This is a genomic window from Paraburkholderia tropica (genome assembly GCF_900109265.1).
Lineage (GTDB): Bacteria > Pseudomonadota > Gammaproteobacteria > Burkholderiales > Burkholderiaceae > Paraburkholderia > Paraburkholderia tropica.
Genome location: NZ_FNZM01000014.1, coordinates 1 through 13,829 on the forward strand (window position 1 = coordinate 1; position 13,829 = coordinate 13,829).

General features: G+C 53.7%; 7 protein-coding genes and 1 pseudogene. 7 read left to right on the plus strand and 1 reads right to left on the minus strand.

The window, feature by feature from the left end:
• Positions 1 to 496: 496 nt before the first annotated feature.
• The 3 genes from BMY06_RS23290 (at position 497) to BMY06_RS23300 (ending at position 8,413) form a co-directional block, all read left to right on the plus strand.
• The gene (locus BMY06_RS23290) at positions 497 to 4,141 is read left to right on the plus strand and encodes an SIR2 family NAD-dependent protein deacylase (protein WP_080180092.1); all 3,645 of its coding nucleotides are present in this window, start codon (positions 497 to 499) and stop codon (positions 4,139 to 4,141) included.
• Positions 4,142 to 4,478: 337 nt separating this feature from the next.
• Positions 4,479 to 6,617, plus strand: a complete 2,139-nt coding sequence (locus tag BMY06_RS23295) for an ATP-dependent nuclease (RefSeq protein WP_074985586.1) — start codon at positions 4,479 to 4,481, stop codon at positions 6,615 to 6,617.
• Positions 6,618 to 6,619: 2 nt separating this feature from the next.
• Positions 6,620 to 8,413 carry a UvrD-helicase domain-containing protein gene (locus BMY06_RS23300; RefSeq protein WP_074985588.1) on the plus strand — a complete coding sequence of 598 codons (1,794 nt, stop codon included), beginning with the start codon at positions 6,620 to 6,622 and terminating at the stop codon, positions 8,411 to 8,413.
• A gap of 9 nt (positions 8,414 to 8,422) precedes the next feature.
• Here BMY06_RS23300 and BMY06_RS23305 read toward each other — a convergent pair.
• Positions 8,423 to 8,646, minus strand: a pseudogene (locus tag BMY06_RS23305) (transposase); the annotation flags it as partial.
• 743 nt (positions 8,647 to 9,389) lie between these two features.
• Here BMY06_RS23305 and BMY06_RS23315 point away from each other — a divergent pair.
• The 4 genes from BMY06_RS23315 (at position 9,390) to BMY06_RS23330 (ending at position 13,828) form a co-directional block, all read left to right on the plus strand.
• Positions 9,390 to 10,304, plus strand: coding sequence for a helicase RepA family protein (locus BMY06_RS23315; protein WP_244144404.1), 915 nt, complete (start codon positions 9,390 to 9,392; stop codon positions 10,302 to 10,304).
• Positions 10,294 to 11,304 carry a replication protein C, IncQ-type gene (gene repC / locus BMY06_RS23320; RefSeq protein WP_074985594.1) on the plus strand — a complete coding sequence of 337 codons (1,011 nt, stop codon included), beginning with the start codon at positions 10,294 to 10,296 and terminating at the stop codon, positions 11,302 to 11,304. Before BMY06_RS23315 ends, repC begins: the two co-directional genes overlap by 11 nt.
• Positions 11,305 to 11,876: 572 nt before the next feature.
• Positions 11,877 to 12,431 (plus strand): hypothetical protein, encoded by a 555-nt coding sequence (locus BMY06_RS23325; protein ID WP_074985596.1) that lies wholly within the window; start codon positions 11,877 to 11,879, stop codon positions 12,429 to 12,431.
• Positions 12,428 to 13,828: an adenine nucleotide alpha hydrolase family protein gene (locus tag BMY06_RS23330; protein ID WP_074985597.1), complete on the plus strand. Its 1,401-nt coding sequence runs from the start codon at positions 12,428 to 12,430 to the stop codon at positions 13,826 to 13,828. Before BMY06_RS23325 ends, BMY06_RS23330 begins: the two co-directional genes overlap by 4 nt.
• The last annotated feature ends 1 nt before the right edge of the window (position 13,829 follow it).

Below are 13,829 nucleotides of genomic sequence, written 5' to 3' on the forward strand. Positions count from 1 at the left end.
CGCGTTGAAGTACCGCTCACCACGAGCGTTTCGGCGCACGACGGAATCAGCAACCTTAGTGTGAAGCTGTGTCCGGGATTACAGGGGCAACTCCACTGACCGATGAGGTTCCGGCGGATGACGGAGTGATTTAAACTTTCGAAGACGAAAGAGCAATCATATGGACCATGGCATCGGAAAGTCCATAGTTCAAAAAAAGCGTCGCCGAGCTCGAGGCCATGTTTGCTTCGGGCAAAGACGATGAGAGGCTCAAAGAACTGCTTCGAGACGAGTTTGCGTGCTGGCAATTCGGCGTCAGGTGGGGCTTCTCAGCTAGACCGGCTTACTTTGGTTGTTCACGTCAAACCATCATCATGTAAGTCGATACGGCTCGAGATGAGCCGTATCGCTCTCTAACCTAACCGCTCACTGGTAGATGCGAAGCGGGCAAAGCGACTGGCAATTCAATTAGTCCCGCCTCGCGTCATCAATCAATAGCTTTGAGAACAAATTAAGAATGAGAGATGCATTAGCTAACTTGCAGGACTTTCCGGCGTTACAGCAACTCGGACGTGCGTTGTGGCGCGACGGCTCGACGCGAGGCGCCGCTCTGATGGTAGGGGCTGGATTCAGTCGAAATGCAATTCTTCCCGGACTCGACACAAAAGCACCGCCTCTCTGGCAGAGTCTTGTCGACGAGATGCTTGACCGACTATATGGCAAATCCACAGACAGGCCCACGAATGCACTGCGTATTGCTGAGGAATATAGGATTTACTTCGGTCAAGCGGCATTGGACGAATTCATCCGTACCAAATGCCCGGACAAGGCGTGGCAACCGGGACAGTTGCACGTCGACTTTTTGAAATTGCCATGGGCCGACGTGCTGACCACCAACTGGGACACTCTGCTCGAGAGGGCCGCCGAGCTTGTCGAACAGACTTACGATGTTGTGGCGCTGGAGGCGGACCTCCCACACGCCCGCGCCCCGCGCATTGTGAAGCTACATGGTTCGCTCGGCGACGCAGGACCGTTGATTTTCGCAGAGGAAGACTACCGTACATATCCAGAGAAACATGCGGCTTTTTTGAACCTCGCACGACAAGTTTTCGTCGAGAACGAACTATGTCTTGTGGGCTTCTCTGGCGACGACCCGAATTTCCTCCAGTGGGCAGGCTGGGTACGAGACCATCTAGGCGGCAAAGCGCGACGTATATATCTTGTAGGCTGTCTTAAGCTCTCTGCATCTAAGCGCAAGTATCTTGAAGCGCATAATGTCTCGCCAATCGACCTGTCACCGCTGGTTGATGAGGATGCATTGGACAAGCATGAGCGTGTTACTAAGATATTCCTGGAGGCCCTTGTTGCGGCTCGTCCCAATGCTGCTCATGAGTGGAAACTTCATCGTTCGGAAGACTACCCCCTGAGTAAAGGTGGCCATGACGCATACTCCCGGACAGCTAAAGACAGCGACTTCTGTGCCGACGCTCTAAAAGAGACCACTGAACTTTGGCGGCAAGACCGGTCCCGATACCCAGGCTGGCTTGTCTGCCCGCGAGAGCTGAGAGAGCGTCTGCAGACGGATATGGACGAAGCATGGATATTTCGGCCAGAGGCGTTGCTAAAGCTCACACATCAGGAGCGCACTGACGCGTTGTACGAATTAGCTTGGAGGCGAACCACATCGGGGAAGCCGATGACGCAAAAAGCGATTTCCGCTCTAACGGAGCTGTTGCAGGCGCACTGGAGTGACGTCGCACCAGACACTCGTGGCTTTCTGACGATTGTCTTGTTACGTGATGCTCGCATCTCATTCGACGAGGCCTGCTTCGAGGATTGGGCGAAAAGATTTGACAACGCGACGGAGCTTCAGGAGAGATGGTGGCTCGATTGCTTGTATCAGAAGGCGCTCTTTGCGCGAGATAGAGGTCGACTGAGCGAGATGCTCGAACTCGCGGACCAGATAAAGACGGATGACGCTGTATGGAAACTTCGTCGAGCATCCCTCTACGCAGAAGCGGGGCGCTACATGCAGGCTACTCGACACATTAAGGAGGCCGCTGACGAACTCGAGAAAGCGTATCGACTTGACCGTTCATCTGTATGGGTCCGGGCGAGACTCGGCTGGGCAGAGCTGATTAGCCGAGGCACAGTCGCCGCGAACTGGGCGCTGCGGAAAGACCTGCCGCCGGCGCGTGACTTTACGAAGGCTCAAGTGGACCCTTACGAGGAGCTTGAGGGAATATCTACGTCTGCGCAGCGCATCCAGAATGAGCAGCGAGAAAAGGCAGTGAAGATGGTTCCGTTGTTCGACGCGGGAAGGTATCGACCTGTGTCACGGGCTAAGTCGCGTGTAATCGAAGCAGCGTGGCTTATGCCGTGGCTCGAACTTGATTACATGATGGAAAGCACGGGGCTTCCGTTAAGAATCAACAGCGCTAGCTATTGCTCGCAGACCCTACTTCAGGCACTTGACATATGCTACCAGCCGACGGTCCAGTGGTACGTAACTGCCCTGAGAGCGATTCACAGCCAATATGACAAAGAATTTGAACGCTGGTTTAGCCGTCTATTGATTGCACAACTGAAGGATGATGTAGTCAGAGAGCTGATTGCCGTAGTTCGTACCATGGTCGACTACTGGCATGACAGGCTTGCTGACACGAGAGCAGCTGATTTTCGGGAGGAGCGAGGCATTGCCATTGATGAGCTCCGGTTATACCTCATGGCACTTGCGCGCCTCAGCGTGAGGATGACAGAGGTCGAGGCTTCAGATTTGTTTAAACAAGCTATCGCATGGGCAACGAACTCTGACTTGCAACACCACTGGATTCTTGATGCGCTCAAGGAAGTGGGTAAGTATTCGGCTCAATCCATTTCAAGAGCAGGTCAAGAATCGGTCGCGTGGTCCGCAGTATCCTTTCCGCTATCTTCCGAATCGAAGCAAGAAAGCCGCTTTTGGCCAGCGTTTGTGGAGATGGTTTGGCAAGCCACTCCGAATATGAGTGCCCGCAACGCTGCATGGGCGTTGCGCGTCCAAGAACTTACGGCCGCGGCAGGAAAGGGGCGCCCCGAACGCTCCGAAGCAATCATGCGGTTAACATTTTTGGTGCTCCGTGGCGCGTTAGATGATGGCGAACGGGCGCGGTTCGGAAGCGCTTTGTGGTCAGACGTCGATACACAAAAAGACGGACTGCCTTCTGGTACCAACCTTCTGAGTAGTACGATTGCATTGCTTCCTGCTCCCGAAACTATTGATGCACGTGCGTTAGTTCGCAGGGTGCTGTTTGAAGCGCCGATTGCGAACATTTTGCACATCCCAGATTCGCTTGGGTCGAAGGAAGTGGAGGAGCGCCAATCGTTCATTATGGCGCTGCTGCATGCAGCACAGATAGACTTAAAGCCAACCTCGGATGAAGCTGCGCGAATGTTTGATGCGTTTATGGCATGGGGCACCGAAACAGCAAGAACGTCGAGCCGTACCAATTTCTTTGGCTCAGACCTTGGCCCGTGGATTTGGGAGCGTAGTGGGTCCATCATTTCCGAACTTCTGTTGCCGGCCATGTCAGAAAAAGAAAGAACGAGCGAACGCGGCGCCGTTTTACTGGAGGCGGTTGAGAAAAATAATGGTTGGAGTGGTATTGCTGGCCTTTCTTTCTTCTTAAAAGCGATTCCAAGTCTTGATGAAACCCTCGCGCGGCTTATTATGAAGGGATTTATTGCGCCGAATCATAAGGGCGTGAATAGCGCAACTTCCGCCGTGCAAGTCTGGGCGAAGCACGAGGAGCGCATCGGTGTCGCGATTCCAAACAGCGTGTACAACAGGCTGGTGTCAGCAATCGAAGTGGCGCCAGAGCATGGACTCAATGCGCTTTTGGCTTGCGCGCGAGTACTTTTACAGACTTGCAGGCTGAATCTCTCCTACGCGGAAAGGCTTAAACATTCGCTCTCAGACCTTCTTACTCAGACTGACTATCAGGAGGTAGACCCACTGAGCGTACGGGCTATTTCTGTCTCGTTAGTGCGAGTCGAATGTGTGAGGCTGGCGAAGGCTTTGCTGACAGAGGGCGATGATGACAACACGCTCTCCGCTTGGTTGAGCCAGACCAGGTTGGACCCGTTACCGGAGGTTCGCTTTGCTTTGTCGGACCTTGAAGATTGATTCGATGGAACCTGACAATCTCCTTAATTCAGGAGGTTCTTAAGTTAAGCGCGCATTGAGTGTTGTAGATGTGCGCGCAAACTACGGAGAGAGTGCAGGGGCAATGGAGCCGGAATACACTGTAGAACTTGGGTGAGCACTTGGATGGGACTTTGGGTGTCACGGGTGGAGCCCGCGCGAGGACGCACTTACCGATGTCATGGAGTTACACGCGCGACTTCGAGCTAAACGAGGTTCAGCTTCGACGTGCACAGGACTGACCGAGCGCAGGGCAACGAAAAGACAAAAGGCTGACTCAAGTCCATAATTCAGACTCCGTTGGCCAAGCCACATCGATATGCATATCTCAAAATTAAGCCTCGTAAATTACCGGAATTTCGCAAACGCGCGGTTTCTGTTTCGTGAAGGCACGAATACTATAATCGGAGAAAACGGCTCAGGAAAGAGCAACCTTTTTCGTGCTATCCGTCTGTTGCTCGACGATAATATGCTCCGCTCGGCATATCGCATTGACGCGGGCGACTTTCATCGGGGATTAGCAGACTGGCGAGGCCACTGGATAATCCTCAGCTTGGAGTTCGAGAAGATTGTTGCGGATGAAGCAATCCAGGCGCTGTTCCAACATGGGACAGCAATAGTCGGTGAACAGTACACTCAAAAAGCCGCGTATAACCTGATATTTCGCCCGAAGCTAAGTGTTCGTCAACAACTGTCCGAGCTTGTGGAAGGCGACCGCCAAGGCTTAGACAAGATTCTCGACGGCATCACCATTGACAACTACGAAGTTGTATTTACGGGTAAGAGCACGGCTGATTTCAACGATGCACCGACGTACAAAAGAATTGTCGGAGATTTCGCCGCAGTAAAATTCAACAAAGAGACGGAATTCCCAGAGATTGGCATCCGCGTCCCGGCCGTGCTATCTGTCGCGAGAGAGGTATCGTTCACCTTTGTCCAAGCGCTCCGAGACGTAGTCGCAGAATTTCACAACAATCGAACAAACCCGCTGCTGACATTGTTGAAGGCAAAAAGTGGAAATATTGAAGCCGAGGCGTTTTCCCCGATAACGAAGCAGGTGAAGGCGCTGAATGACTCGATTGGTGGTCTCAACGATGTCCTCGCAGTTCGCGGGGACATCACGCAAACCATCAAGGCGGCCGCGGGAGAAGCCTACTCACCTTCATCGCTTTCTATCCGGTCGGACCTGCCCGAAGATGCCGACAAGCTATTTCAGTCGCTGAAGCTGTTCGTAGGGGAATCAGGTGAAGCGTATGAAGGGAGTATCAATGAGCTGAGCTTGGGGGGCGCGAACCTAATCTATCTCACGCTCAAGCTTCTCGAGTTCAAATATCAGCGAGAGAAGATGCCTGTCGCCAACTTTCTGCTTATTGAAGAACCTGAAGCGCATATCCACACGCATATTCAGAAGACGCTATTCGACCGTCTGAACTATGCCGATACTCAAATCATCTACTCGACGCATTCGGTTCACATTTCTGAGGTCAGCAAGATTCAGAACATGAACATACTAGGACGGGATGGCCTCGCATGTGAGGCATATCAACCGGCCACCGGGCTGGAGCCTCAAGAGATAAAGAGTGTGCAGCGGTACCTCGACGCGGTTCGCAGCAACCTGCTTTTTGCAAAAAGTATCATCTTGGTTGAGGGGGATGCAGAAGAAATCGTCATTCCGTCGCTCATCAAGGCAGTCATGGGCGTAAGCTTGGACGAGTTGGGAATCAGTCTTATCAACATACGTAGCACTGGGTTTCAGAACGTGGGACGCTTGTTCCATGACGACCGTGTCCGAAAGCGGTGCGCAATTATCACTGACCTCGATACGGCGATAATGGATACGAAGTTGAACGATGACGATAGCAAGGCGTTAAAGAAGTTCAAGCTTCACATCGAAGGCGCACAGGCGAAGGGTATCGAGCGGCAGCTGGACTTGAATGAGTTTTGCGATGAGAACCAATGGCTGAGCGTGTTTTACGCAAAATACACCTTTGAGGTTGAGTTTGTGCGGGCCGGTAACGCGGACGTCGTTGTTGGGCTGCTGAGTGACGTATATGTAGATGCTGGCACTATCGAGGGGGCACGCGCGGAGCTGCAATCGACCGATGTGTCTTTGTACGGCAGACGAGTTTTGACGATGGCAGCAAATGAGGGGAAAGGCTGGTTTGCGTTGCTTCTCGCAGAGGCTGCAGGGCCCACCACTGTGATTCCCCGCTACATCCTCGATGCCTTGGTATTTGCCAATCCAGCATTGTCGCTCGAAGTCTGGTATCACATCTTTGACTATCGACTGCGGGTGAACCAAGAGGCAGGTGTGGATGTTGCAATCATCGACGAGTCGCGTGTACATCTCGACCGTTTCCGTTGCGGTGAAGTCACGCTTGGGCAGTTGAAAGGCGAATTCTTTAAAACCTTGCCGACGGACCGTATTCACGATGTTGTTGCGGCGTTCGTGAGCTAACTATGGACATCTGGCGCGCTGGCGACCTGAATGCAGAGCAGGAAGCTGCGATTCGAGAGCCCGGAAGCATTCTATTGACGGCATGTCCGGGGAGCGGGAAGACCCGCACCCTGACTTACAAGGCAGCATACGAGCTCAGTCAGCTGAAGTCGTCGCGCCAGTTCGTCTGTGCAATTACCTATACCCACCGTGCCGCTGATGAAATTCATGACCGAATCGAACGGTTGGGGGTCAACACGTCTCAGCTCTGGATTGGAACGATTCACTCATTCTGTTTGGAGTGGATTCTCAAACCATACGGCATATACCATAGCTCGCTAAGTCGTGGATTCCGCGTTATAGATACGCACGAAAGAGAAGCCCTGCTTACTGAATTGTGCGGTCAGTATGCTGGAATGAAGGTGACGTTCTGGGACTGTGAGTTCTTTTTTACATCGGAGCGTTGCGTCATACCAACGGAGAACGCAGGGCTGCGCGAGGCGATTCGTGAAATTTTGAGACAGTACTTTCGACGGCTCGCGCAGCTTAGAGCAATCGATTTCGAACTAATCCTGTTTCGGGCATATCAGATTATTAAAACTCGACCCGGTATTGCAAAGATTCTATCGAATATTTTTCCTCGTGTGCTTGTAGACGAGTACCAGGATACCAAAGAGATTCAATATTCTATTGTTGCCTCGATATTGAAGGCAGGTGCTGGTTCAACTTCCGCGTTCGTTGTTGGCGACCCAAATCAGGCGATATACACGTCACTGGGTGGCTACGCAATAGCACACGCCGATTTTGAGGCAATTGCCAACGTCAAGTTTAAGCCTCTTGCGTTATCGAAAAACTATCGCTCATCAAGACGAGTTGTAGACTATTTTTCGAACTACAACGTTCACAAGACGGCAATAGTAGCGGAAGGAGAAGATAAGGACTACATAGGTGTTATTTCATATAATGATACGGTGAAGATGGATGACCTAGAGGACGAACTCGTACGTCTCATCAGACACAGCATTGAGGACTGTGGTTTCGCGCCGGGCGAAATATGTATTGTCGCGCCTTGGTGGACTCATCTCGCCAGCATGACACGTAAACTTGTGACCCGCCTTCCAGAGTATCCGTTTGATGGACCGGGGATGGTTCCTTTCGGACGGGACTATGACAATTTCTGGTTCAAGGTATCAAGACTGGCGCTAACGGTCGCAGCTCCTGACCTCTACGTGCGCCGATTGCGTTGGGCAAACGAAGTCTTGCGTGATATGACAGCAGCGGGTGTTACGACCGCTGGCATCGACGCAAAGGTTCTCCTCCGTGCATGCAACCGCATAATGCTGGATGACGCAGATGGTCTAGTTTATTTGCGAAAATTCTTTGCTGAGCTATTCGTGTCGTTGGGCATCAATTTCACGCAGTTTGAGGCCTTGCAGAAGCACTATGTAGCGTTCTTTGAGAGCTCCCAGGCGCGCGTCGATAAATTGAAGAAAGACGGACTGGAGTGCATCAGCGATACGGAGGTCTTCCGTCGAGTGTTCAGGACTAGAACCGGTATCACGGTCTCTAGCATTCATGGCGTAAAAGGTGCGGAATTTGACGCTGTTATTGCCTACGGGCTACTCGAGGGTATGGTGCCTCACTTTAGTGATGCCGAGGGCGAAGAAAGCGCGAAGAAGCTGATGTACGTGGTGGCATCACGCGCTAAGAAGAACCTGCATCTCATTTCGGAACGCAAGCGCATGTCAAGGAAGATAGAGTACACACCGACAGTTGTATTGGCTGACTATGCCTACAATTACGATGTGGCGCCGTAGTTAAAGGTCGGCTGCGGCCAGCTCAGATGCGGGTACAACGGCCTCGCCGGCCTTCACCGCTGCACAGCCGTCTGGTATTGCTTGCGCCAGTCGAACCCCTGATTGGCATTCGCGCCGTGCCAGCGCGCCACCGCTGACACGGATGCTCCCGGCTCCAGCGTTTCCTGCACAGTAGCGACTTTTTCCTGCGCGGTACGCCGACGACGACGCTCCGGCTCGGTCAGAATTTCGATGGATTCCACGTAATGTCTAGGCTGCCTGTTGGGTACAGGGCTATCTACATTTTAAGAGAGTCCTCGTTTCCTCAGATACCGGGGCGCTCTACTGAGACCTGCGGTGTCTCGTTTGGAGTCGTCGGAGGCGCTTAACTTTACAGAACTTCATCAGATAGCAAGAGTGAATTCGCTATCCATTTGCAGCTTGCGAATCTATTTGAGCGCATCGGCCTTTGCCGATGTCACGACAGGCAATTTCTGATTCTGACGGTGCCACCATCGATTTGGGACTTATCATACGGCAAAGTATAAGAGGCAATGCGGAGGATGACTAACACGAGCGTCGTTAGTTTGGGAGGTAAGGAAATACGTCGAGCTTGGACTTGACTCTTCGACTTGAAGTGATTTTAGAGCCATGTGCCCTCTCAAAAAATAAAACCATTCGCCTATATGCCCGGTCACGGCACGTGACGGCACAAAGCGACCGGTAGTGTCCGCTTGTGTCCCGAAAATCCACCGGGTACACCTAGAATGCGACTTCTTGAATTAGAAGACCTTGCTGCGTTATTGGGGCGCAGCACCGAAACCATACGCAAAGACATGCGGCGAAATCCTATGGCCGTTCCCCCGCGGTTGCACATTCCGGGCACGCGTTTGCTGCGCTGGAGGGAGTGCGACGTAGAGGCGTGGCTTGCTGAACACGTGGTCGGAGGGCAGGGGAATTGAGCCTCGCGAACTACCGTCTCGATGTACGGGCCGCGTTGACGGCGCCGCCACCGAACCTTGATTACGTTTTACCTGGACTACTCGCTGCGACAGTCGGAGCGCTGGTAGGCCCTGGGGCCTCCGGCAAAACGATGCTTCTAATGCAGACCGCGTGCGATATTGCCGCGGGCGCGCCGATTGGTGGGGGCATCCTAACGACGGGCTTCTTGAACGGTGAGGGGGCGCCGGTTGTTCTTGTCTTTGCCGAGGAATCCCATGCGGTAATTCACCATCGGCTGCAGGCGGCTATCCAAGGCATGCAGAGCATGCGGGAGTTCAAAAGTGCTAGTGCGTGCAGCGCGCTCGCGGAGCGGCTGAGCAAAAACCTTCACATTTACCCGATGGGAGGCGCAGCTCGGGATGCTCGCTGGAGCGTAGGGCGGTCGCAGGGTGATGCGAAGGTGATGGTCGAAGCCTGTCAAGGAGCGAGGCTTGTAGTCGTTGACCCCCTGCGCCGATTTCACGCCGGCGAAGAAAATGACGCCGCTCACATGTCCGCCGTCGTCGAGGCGTTCGAGGGAATTGCAACCGAGACCGGGGCAGCGGTCATCCTTTCGCACCACACAAACCGCAATTCCGCGTTAGCGGGCGCCGGTGAGCTGGCATCTGCTGCGCGAGGTTCCTCTGCTTTGACCGATGGCGTTCGCTGGCAAGCCAACTTGTCCGCTATTAGCGACCAAATGGCTTCGCGGCTGGGCATTTTGGAGAGCGAACGAGCGTCCTTCATGCGTCTCGACATTGCGAAGGCGAACTACATGAGCATGCCGCCGCCTACTGTCTTGCGCAGGGATTCCACCGCCGGGACGCTTTCCATTCGGCAAAGCGCTCCTACGCAAGCCCGAAAGCGGATTCCGCGCAGAACAGGCGCGACGTATGACTCAGAGTCGGTGAGAGGTCGCGATGCAGGGTGAGCGGATTGTGCGCTACGACCCGGCGCTAGCCGGTGCGCCTCTGTTCCAGCCAGTGTGGAGAGGTGAACGTCCGAAGCTGGACCATACATTCTCGTTCGGCGGACTTGAGTGGAGGTGGAGAGGGCCTGAGCAATTGGGGATTGCCGAGCAATCGCTCTTGCTGGTGCTCATGGAACTTGCGACGGAACAGGCTTCTTTTGCTCAGCCGCAGGACGAAGAGACACGTCAAATTGTGTCGGAGCTGTACGACCTTGGTGAGCACCGCCGACCAAGAACTGCCGAGCTGACTGTCAGCTTCTATGAGCTTTGCCGACGACTAGGTGTTCACGATGGAGGAAGCGCGGGCGCGCAGCGTCGAAGCGAACTCAAACGGTTGTGCGAGGTGACGGTCTGGTCTCGGCGTGAAGACGGCACGGAGTTTCAGAGTCGGCTTCTCACGTGGCAGGTCGGCAATAAGAAGGGCGTGAGGGTGCTATTGAATTGGAGGCTGACCGAGGTGTTGTTCGGCGGTCAATTCTCGGCCGTTTCCCTGAACGAACGCCTCAGCTTGCACCTCGAATGCGCGCGAGCTCTGCATTGTGCGTTGTCGCTTCGAATACGTGCGGGTAGCACGATGAGTTTTCACATTGATAAGCTTGCGTATTACGTCTGGGGCAGCGTTGAAATACGTTCTACTGGCAAGCGACAGCAAGACCGGGCTTACTCGAACACGCCCGCTGGTATCGCACAACGGAGACGTCGTCGAGAGCTCACAGCCGCTCTCGACGAGATTTCGCAGTTGGACTCTTGGTCTGTCAAAACCACGGTGAGCGGCGCGCTACGGATTAGCCGCCGAGCTATGACCCAAAAGGCTGGTATTCCCGCAGTTCAGGCCAAACTGGCTTCCACGGCGAGCGAGAGAGAGCCAAACAGACGTTCCGTGCTACCCGAGCCGACTGCCGAGCAGGCGAGTGTCTGGCAGATTTTTGCTCACGCAACCGCTTCGACTGAGAGGTCCTGACGTTCGCAATATGACGTGTATTTTTTCACAGGTACACGTCATATTGCGAACGGATTCACGTCATAATGTGTCGGAGAGAAATTTCTAGTTGTATGATTTTAATGGTTTTTTTGGCATTTTCTTTGCGTGCTCTATTCTACTCTATACGTTTCTAAGGAAGCTTCTCCAGATTCAACGAGAGCTTCTCCGTTAAACGTGTATGCTGGCACCTCTCTACAACTCGGAGGCATCGTTCGCATGCCTCAGTCACACGCCTGCGCTGCCGAACGCGAAGTCCGCGCTTGATACCTATCCAAACCTGCCCCAGTGCCCGTCGTCTATGTCTTTGAAGTGGCCTTTGTAGTCTTGCGGGTTGTACTCGCACGTGAGGCAGAAAGAAGCCATCTCGATGAGTGAGGCATCTACCTCTCGCACATGAATTCTTGCTGGCTCTAATAATAGCTATTGGCTATTTATTTGTAAAAATAATAGCCTTTATGGATATTGACATGGTCAGGAAGGAACTATTGTTTTTCTTGACATTGTCATTGTTCAGTCTAGTATGGAAGCGTGCTTACTCCTTGGAGGAGTGAATGCGTGACGACTTGCATACGACTGTGGCGTTGAAGTCGCATTGGCGTAAAGCCGTGCGGGCGGTGGGGCGTTTTGAAGCGGCCGGCGAAAGCGAAGCCGCACAGGCCATTCACCATGCGACTTGTAATGAATGGGAATCTGGTGTTCGTGGGCCATGGTTCGCCGAACTGACGGAGCAGTTCGAGCGGGCAGGCAAAGACCTCTTTCGCGTCGATAGCCTCCTTGCAGTAGTAGACGACTTTGAGCGTCGTGCAAAGACCACCCTTGAGCAGAGCGCATGTGAGGCTGCGCGCCTACTTATCTACGGCGGTCCCATAGATAGGCTTCACGAAGCTGTTCGTGCAACTGTACTTTCTGACTGTGCTGTGCAAGGGATTGAGCATTGTGCGCTTTCAGTTGCAGGGCAGTTCGGCGAGTTGCAGAGCACTATGCTTCGCAAGGCGATGACGAGACTCGTCGACGACATTGACTTCTCCAGAGACCCCGCACCCAAAGTTAAGCGCAAGCTGGACAAGGATGCGATGCTGGGGTTTGATTTGAGTCTCAACGCATGAGCCTAGTCGACTCTTTGTGTGGAGTGCCATCGGCAACGTTTCGTGTCACCGAGAAGCGCACGCGCAAGTCCTCCAAGGTGCAGGTAATTCGCCTGGGCGAAGACATTTCTGTCAATGCTACGACGCTCTCCGAGTACTGTTTCCGTGAGGCAGACGGTATTGCGCATGACGTTATGACGCTACTCGGCGCGGTCAAATTCGCGGACCGTATGCTTCGTCGGCACCATTCGAAGAATTGGGCGAGACGCATACATATCGAAATCCCCGTTTTCAAGCCGAACGCCTGGCTGTTGCCGAAGGTGCACGAAACGCTGACGCAGTGTCTCAACTATCTAACCGGCGATGACTGGACCTTCGCGTTCGTCGAGCGAAGTGGCTCCGCACCTGCACAGCAACAGTCGCCATTGAGCGACATTTCGTTGGGTAATCGTGACATCGTTTTCGTACCTTTTTCTCATGGACTCGACTCGTACGGCCAGGTGAGGCTATTGCAACTGGCCGAGCCAGAAACCGAGGTCGTCTGCGTCTATGCTGATGCTCGAGCAGGCGGAGGACATCATGGTGCTCTGAAGCGGAAGAGGCTGACGGGTGTCCAGTATGTCGGAGTGCCTGTAAAGGTAAGGCCGTTTCGCCATCCGGAAGGCAGTTTTAGGTCACGGCCATTTATGTTCTATCTGTTGGCCAGCCTTGGAGCAATCGCGTCGGGCGGCAACAGGGTGATGATTCCCGAAAACGGCCAAGGGAGTATGGGCGGCTCCCTGGTGACTACTGGGCACGAGCCAAAGCATCGTAGTTGCTATCCCGGCTTCACGGTCAGGCTGTCGAAGTTTCTCGAAGCGTTGACGGGTAAGCGCGTCACGTTTTACCATCCCGCGCTCTTTGACACGAAGGGTGCTGTGCTGCGCTCTCTTGCCAAGCGCGGAGAAGACGTACGCGCGATTTTGCATGGACATCCCTCGTGCTCTTGTGATGCGAGACTAGCTTCGCGCGACGGGAAGATGTACCACTGCGGAATTTGTGGGAACTGCTTGCTTCGGCGCGCCGCTGAACACAATGCTCAGTTTGACGGTGCGACTGAGTATCTATTTTCTGATTTGACGGCGCCCACGCTCGAGAACGCGCTTCGGCCGGGAAAGAGCAACGTAAAGCTCACTTTTTTTGCTGACCTCGCACGCAATGGTGCCCGGGATATGCAGCGTTTGGCAGACATCGGTGCAACTCCGCAGCATCGCATTACCCAAACTGCCGCAGTTGACCTCGCGAGGACTACGGGTGATGACATCGCAGTAACGACAATCAAACTCATGGGCTTGCTCGAGCAGCATGCCTTGGAGTGGAGCGAATTCCTGGCGAAGTGTGGCCAGGACTCATGGATTTCAAGAATTGCGAGGGGATAGC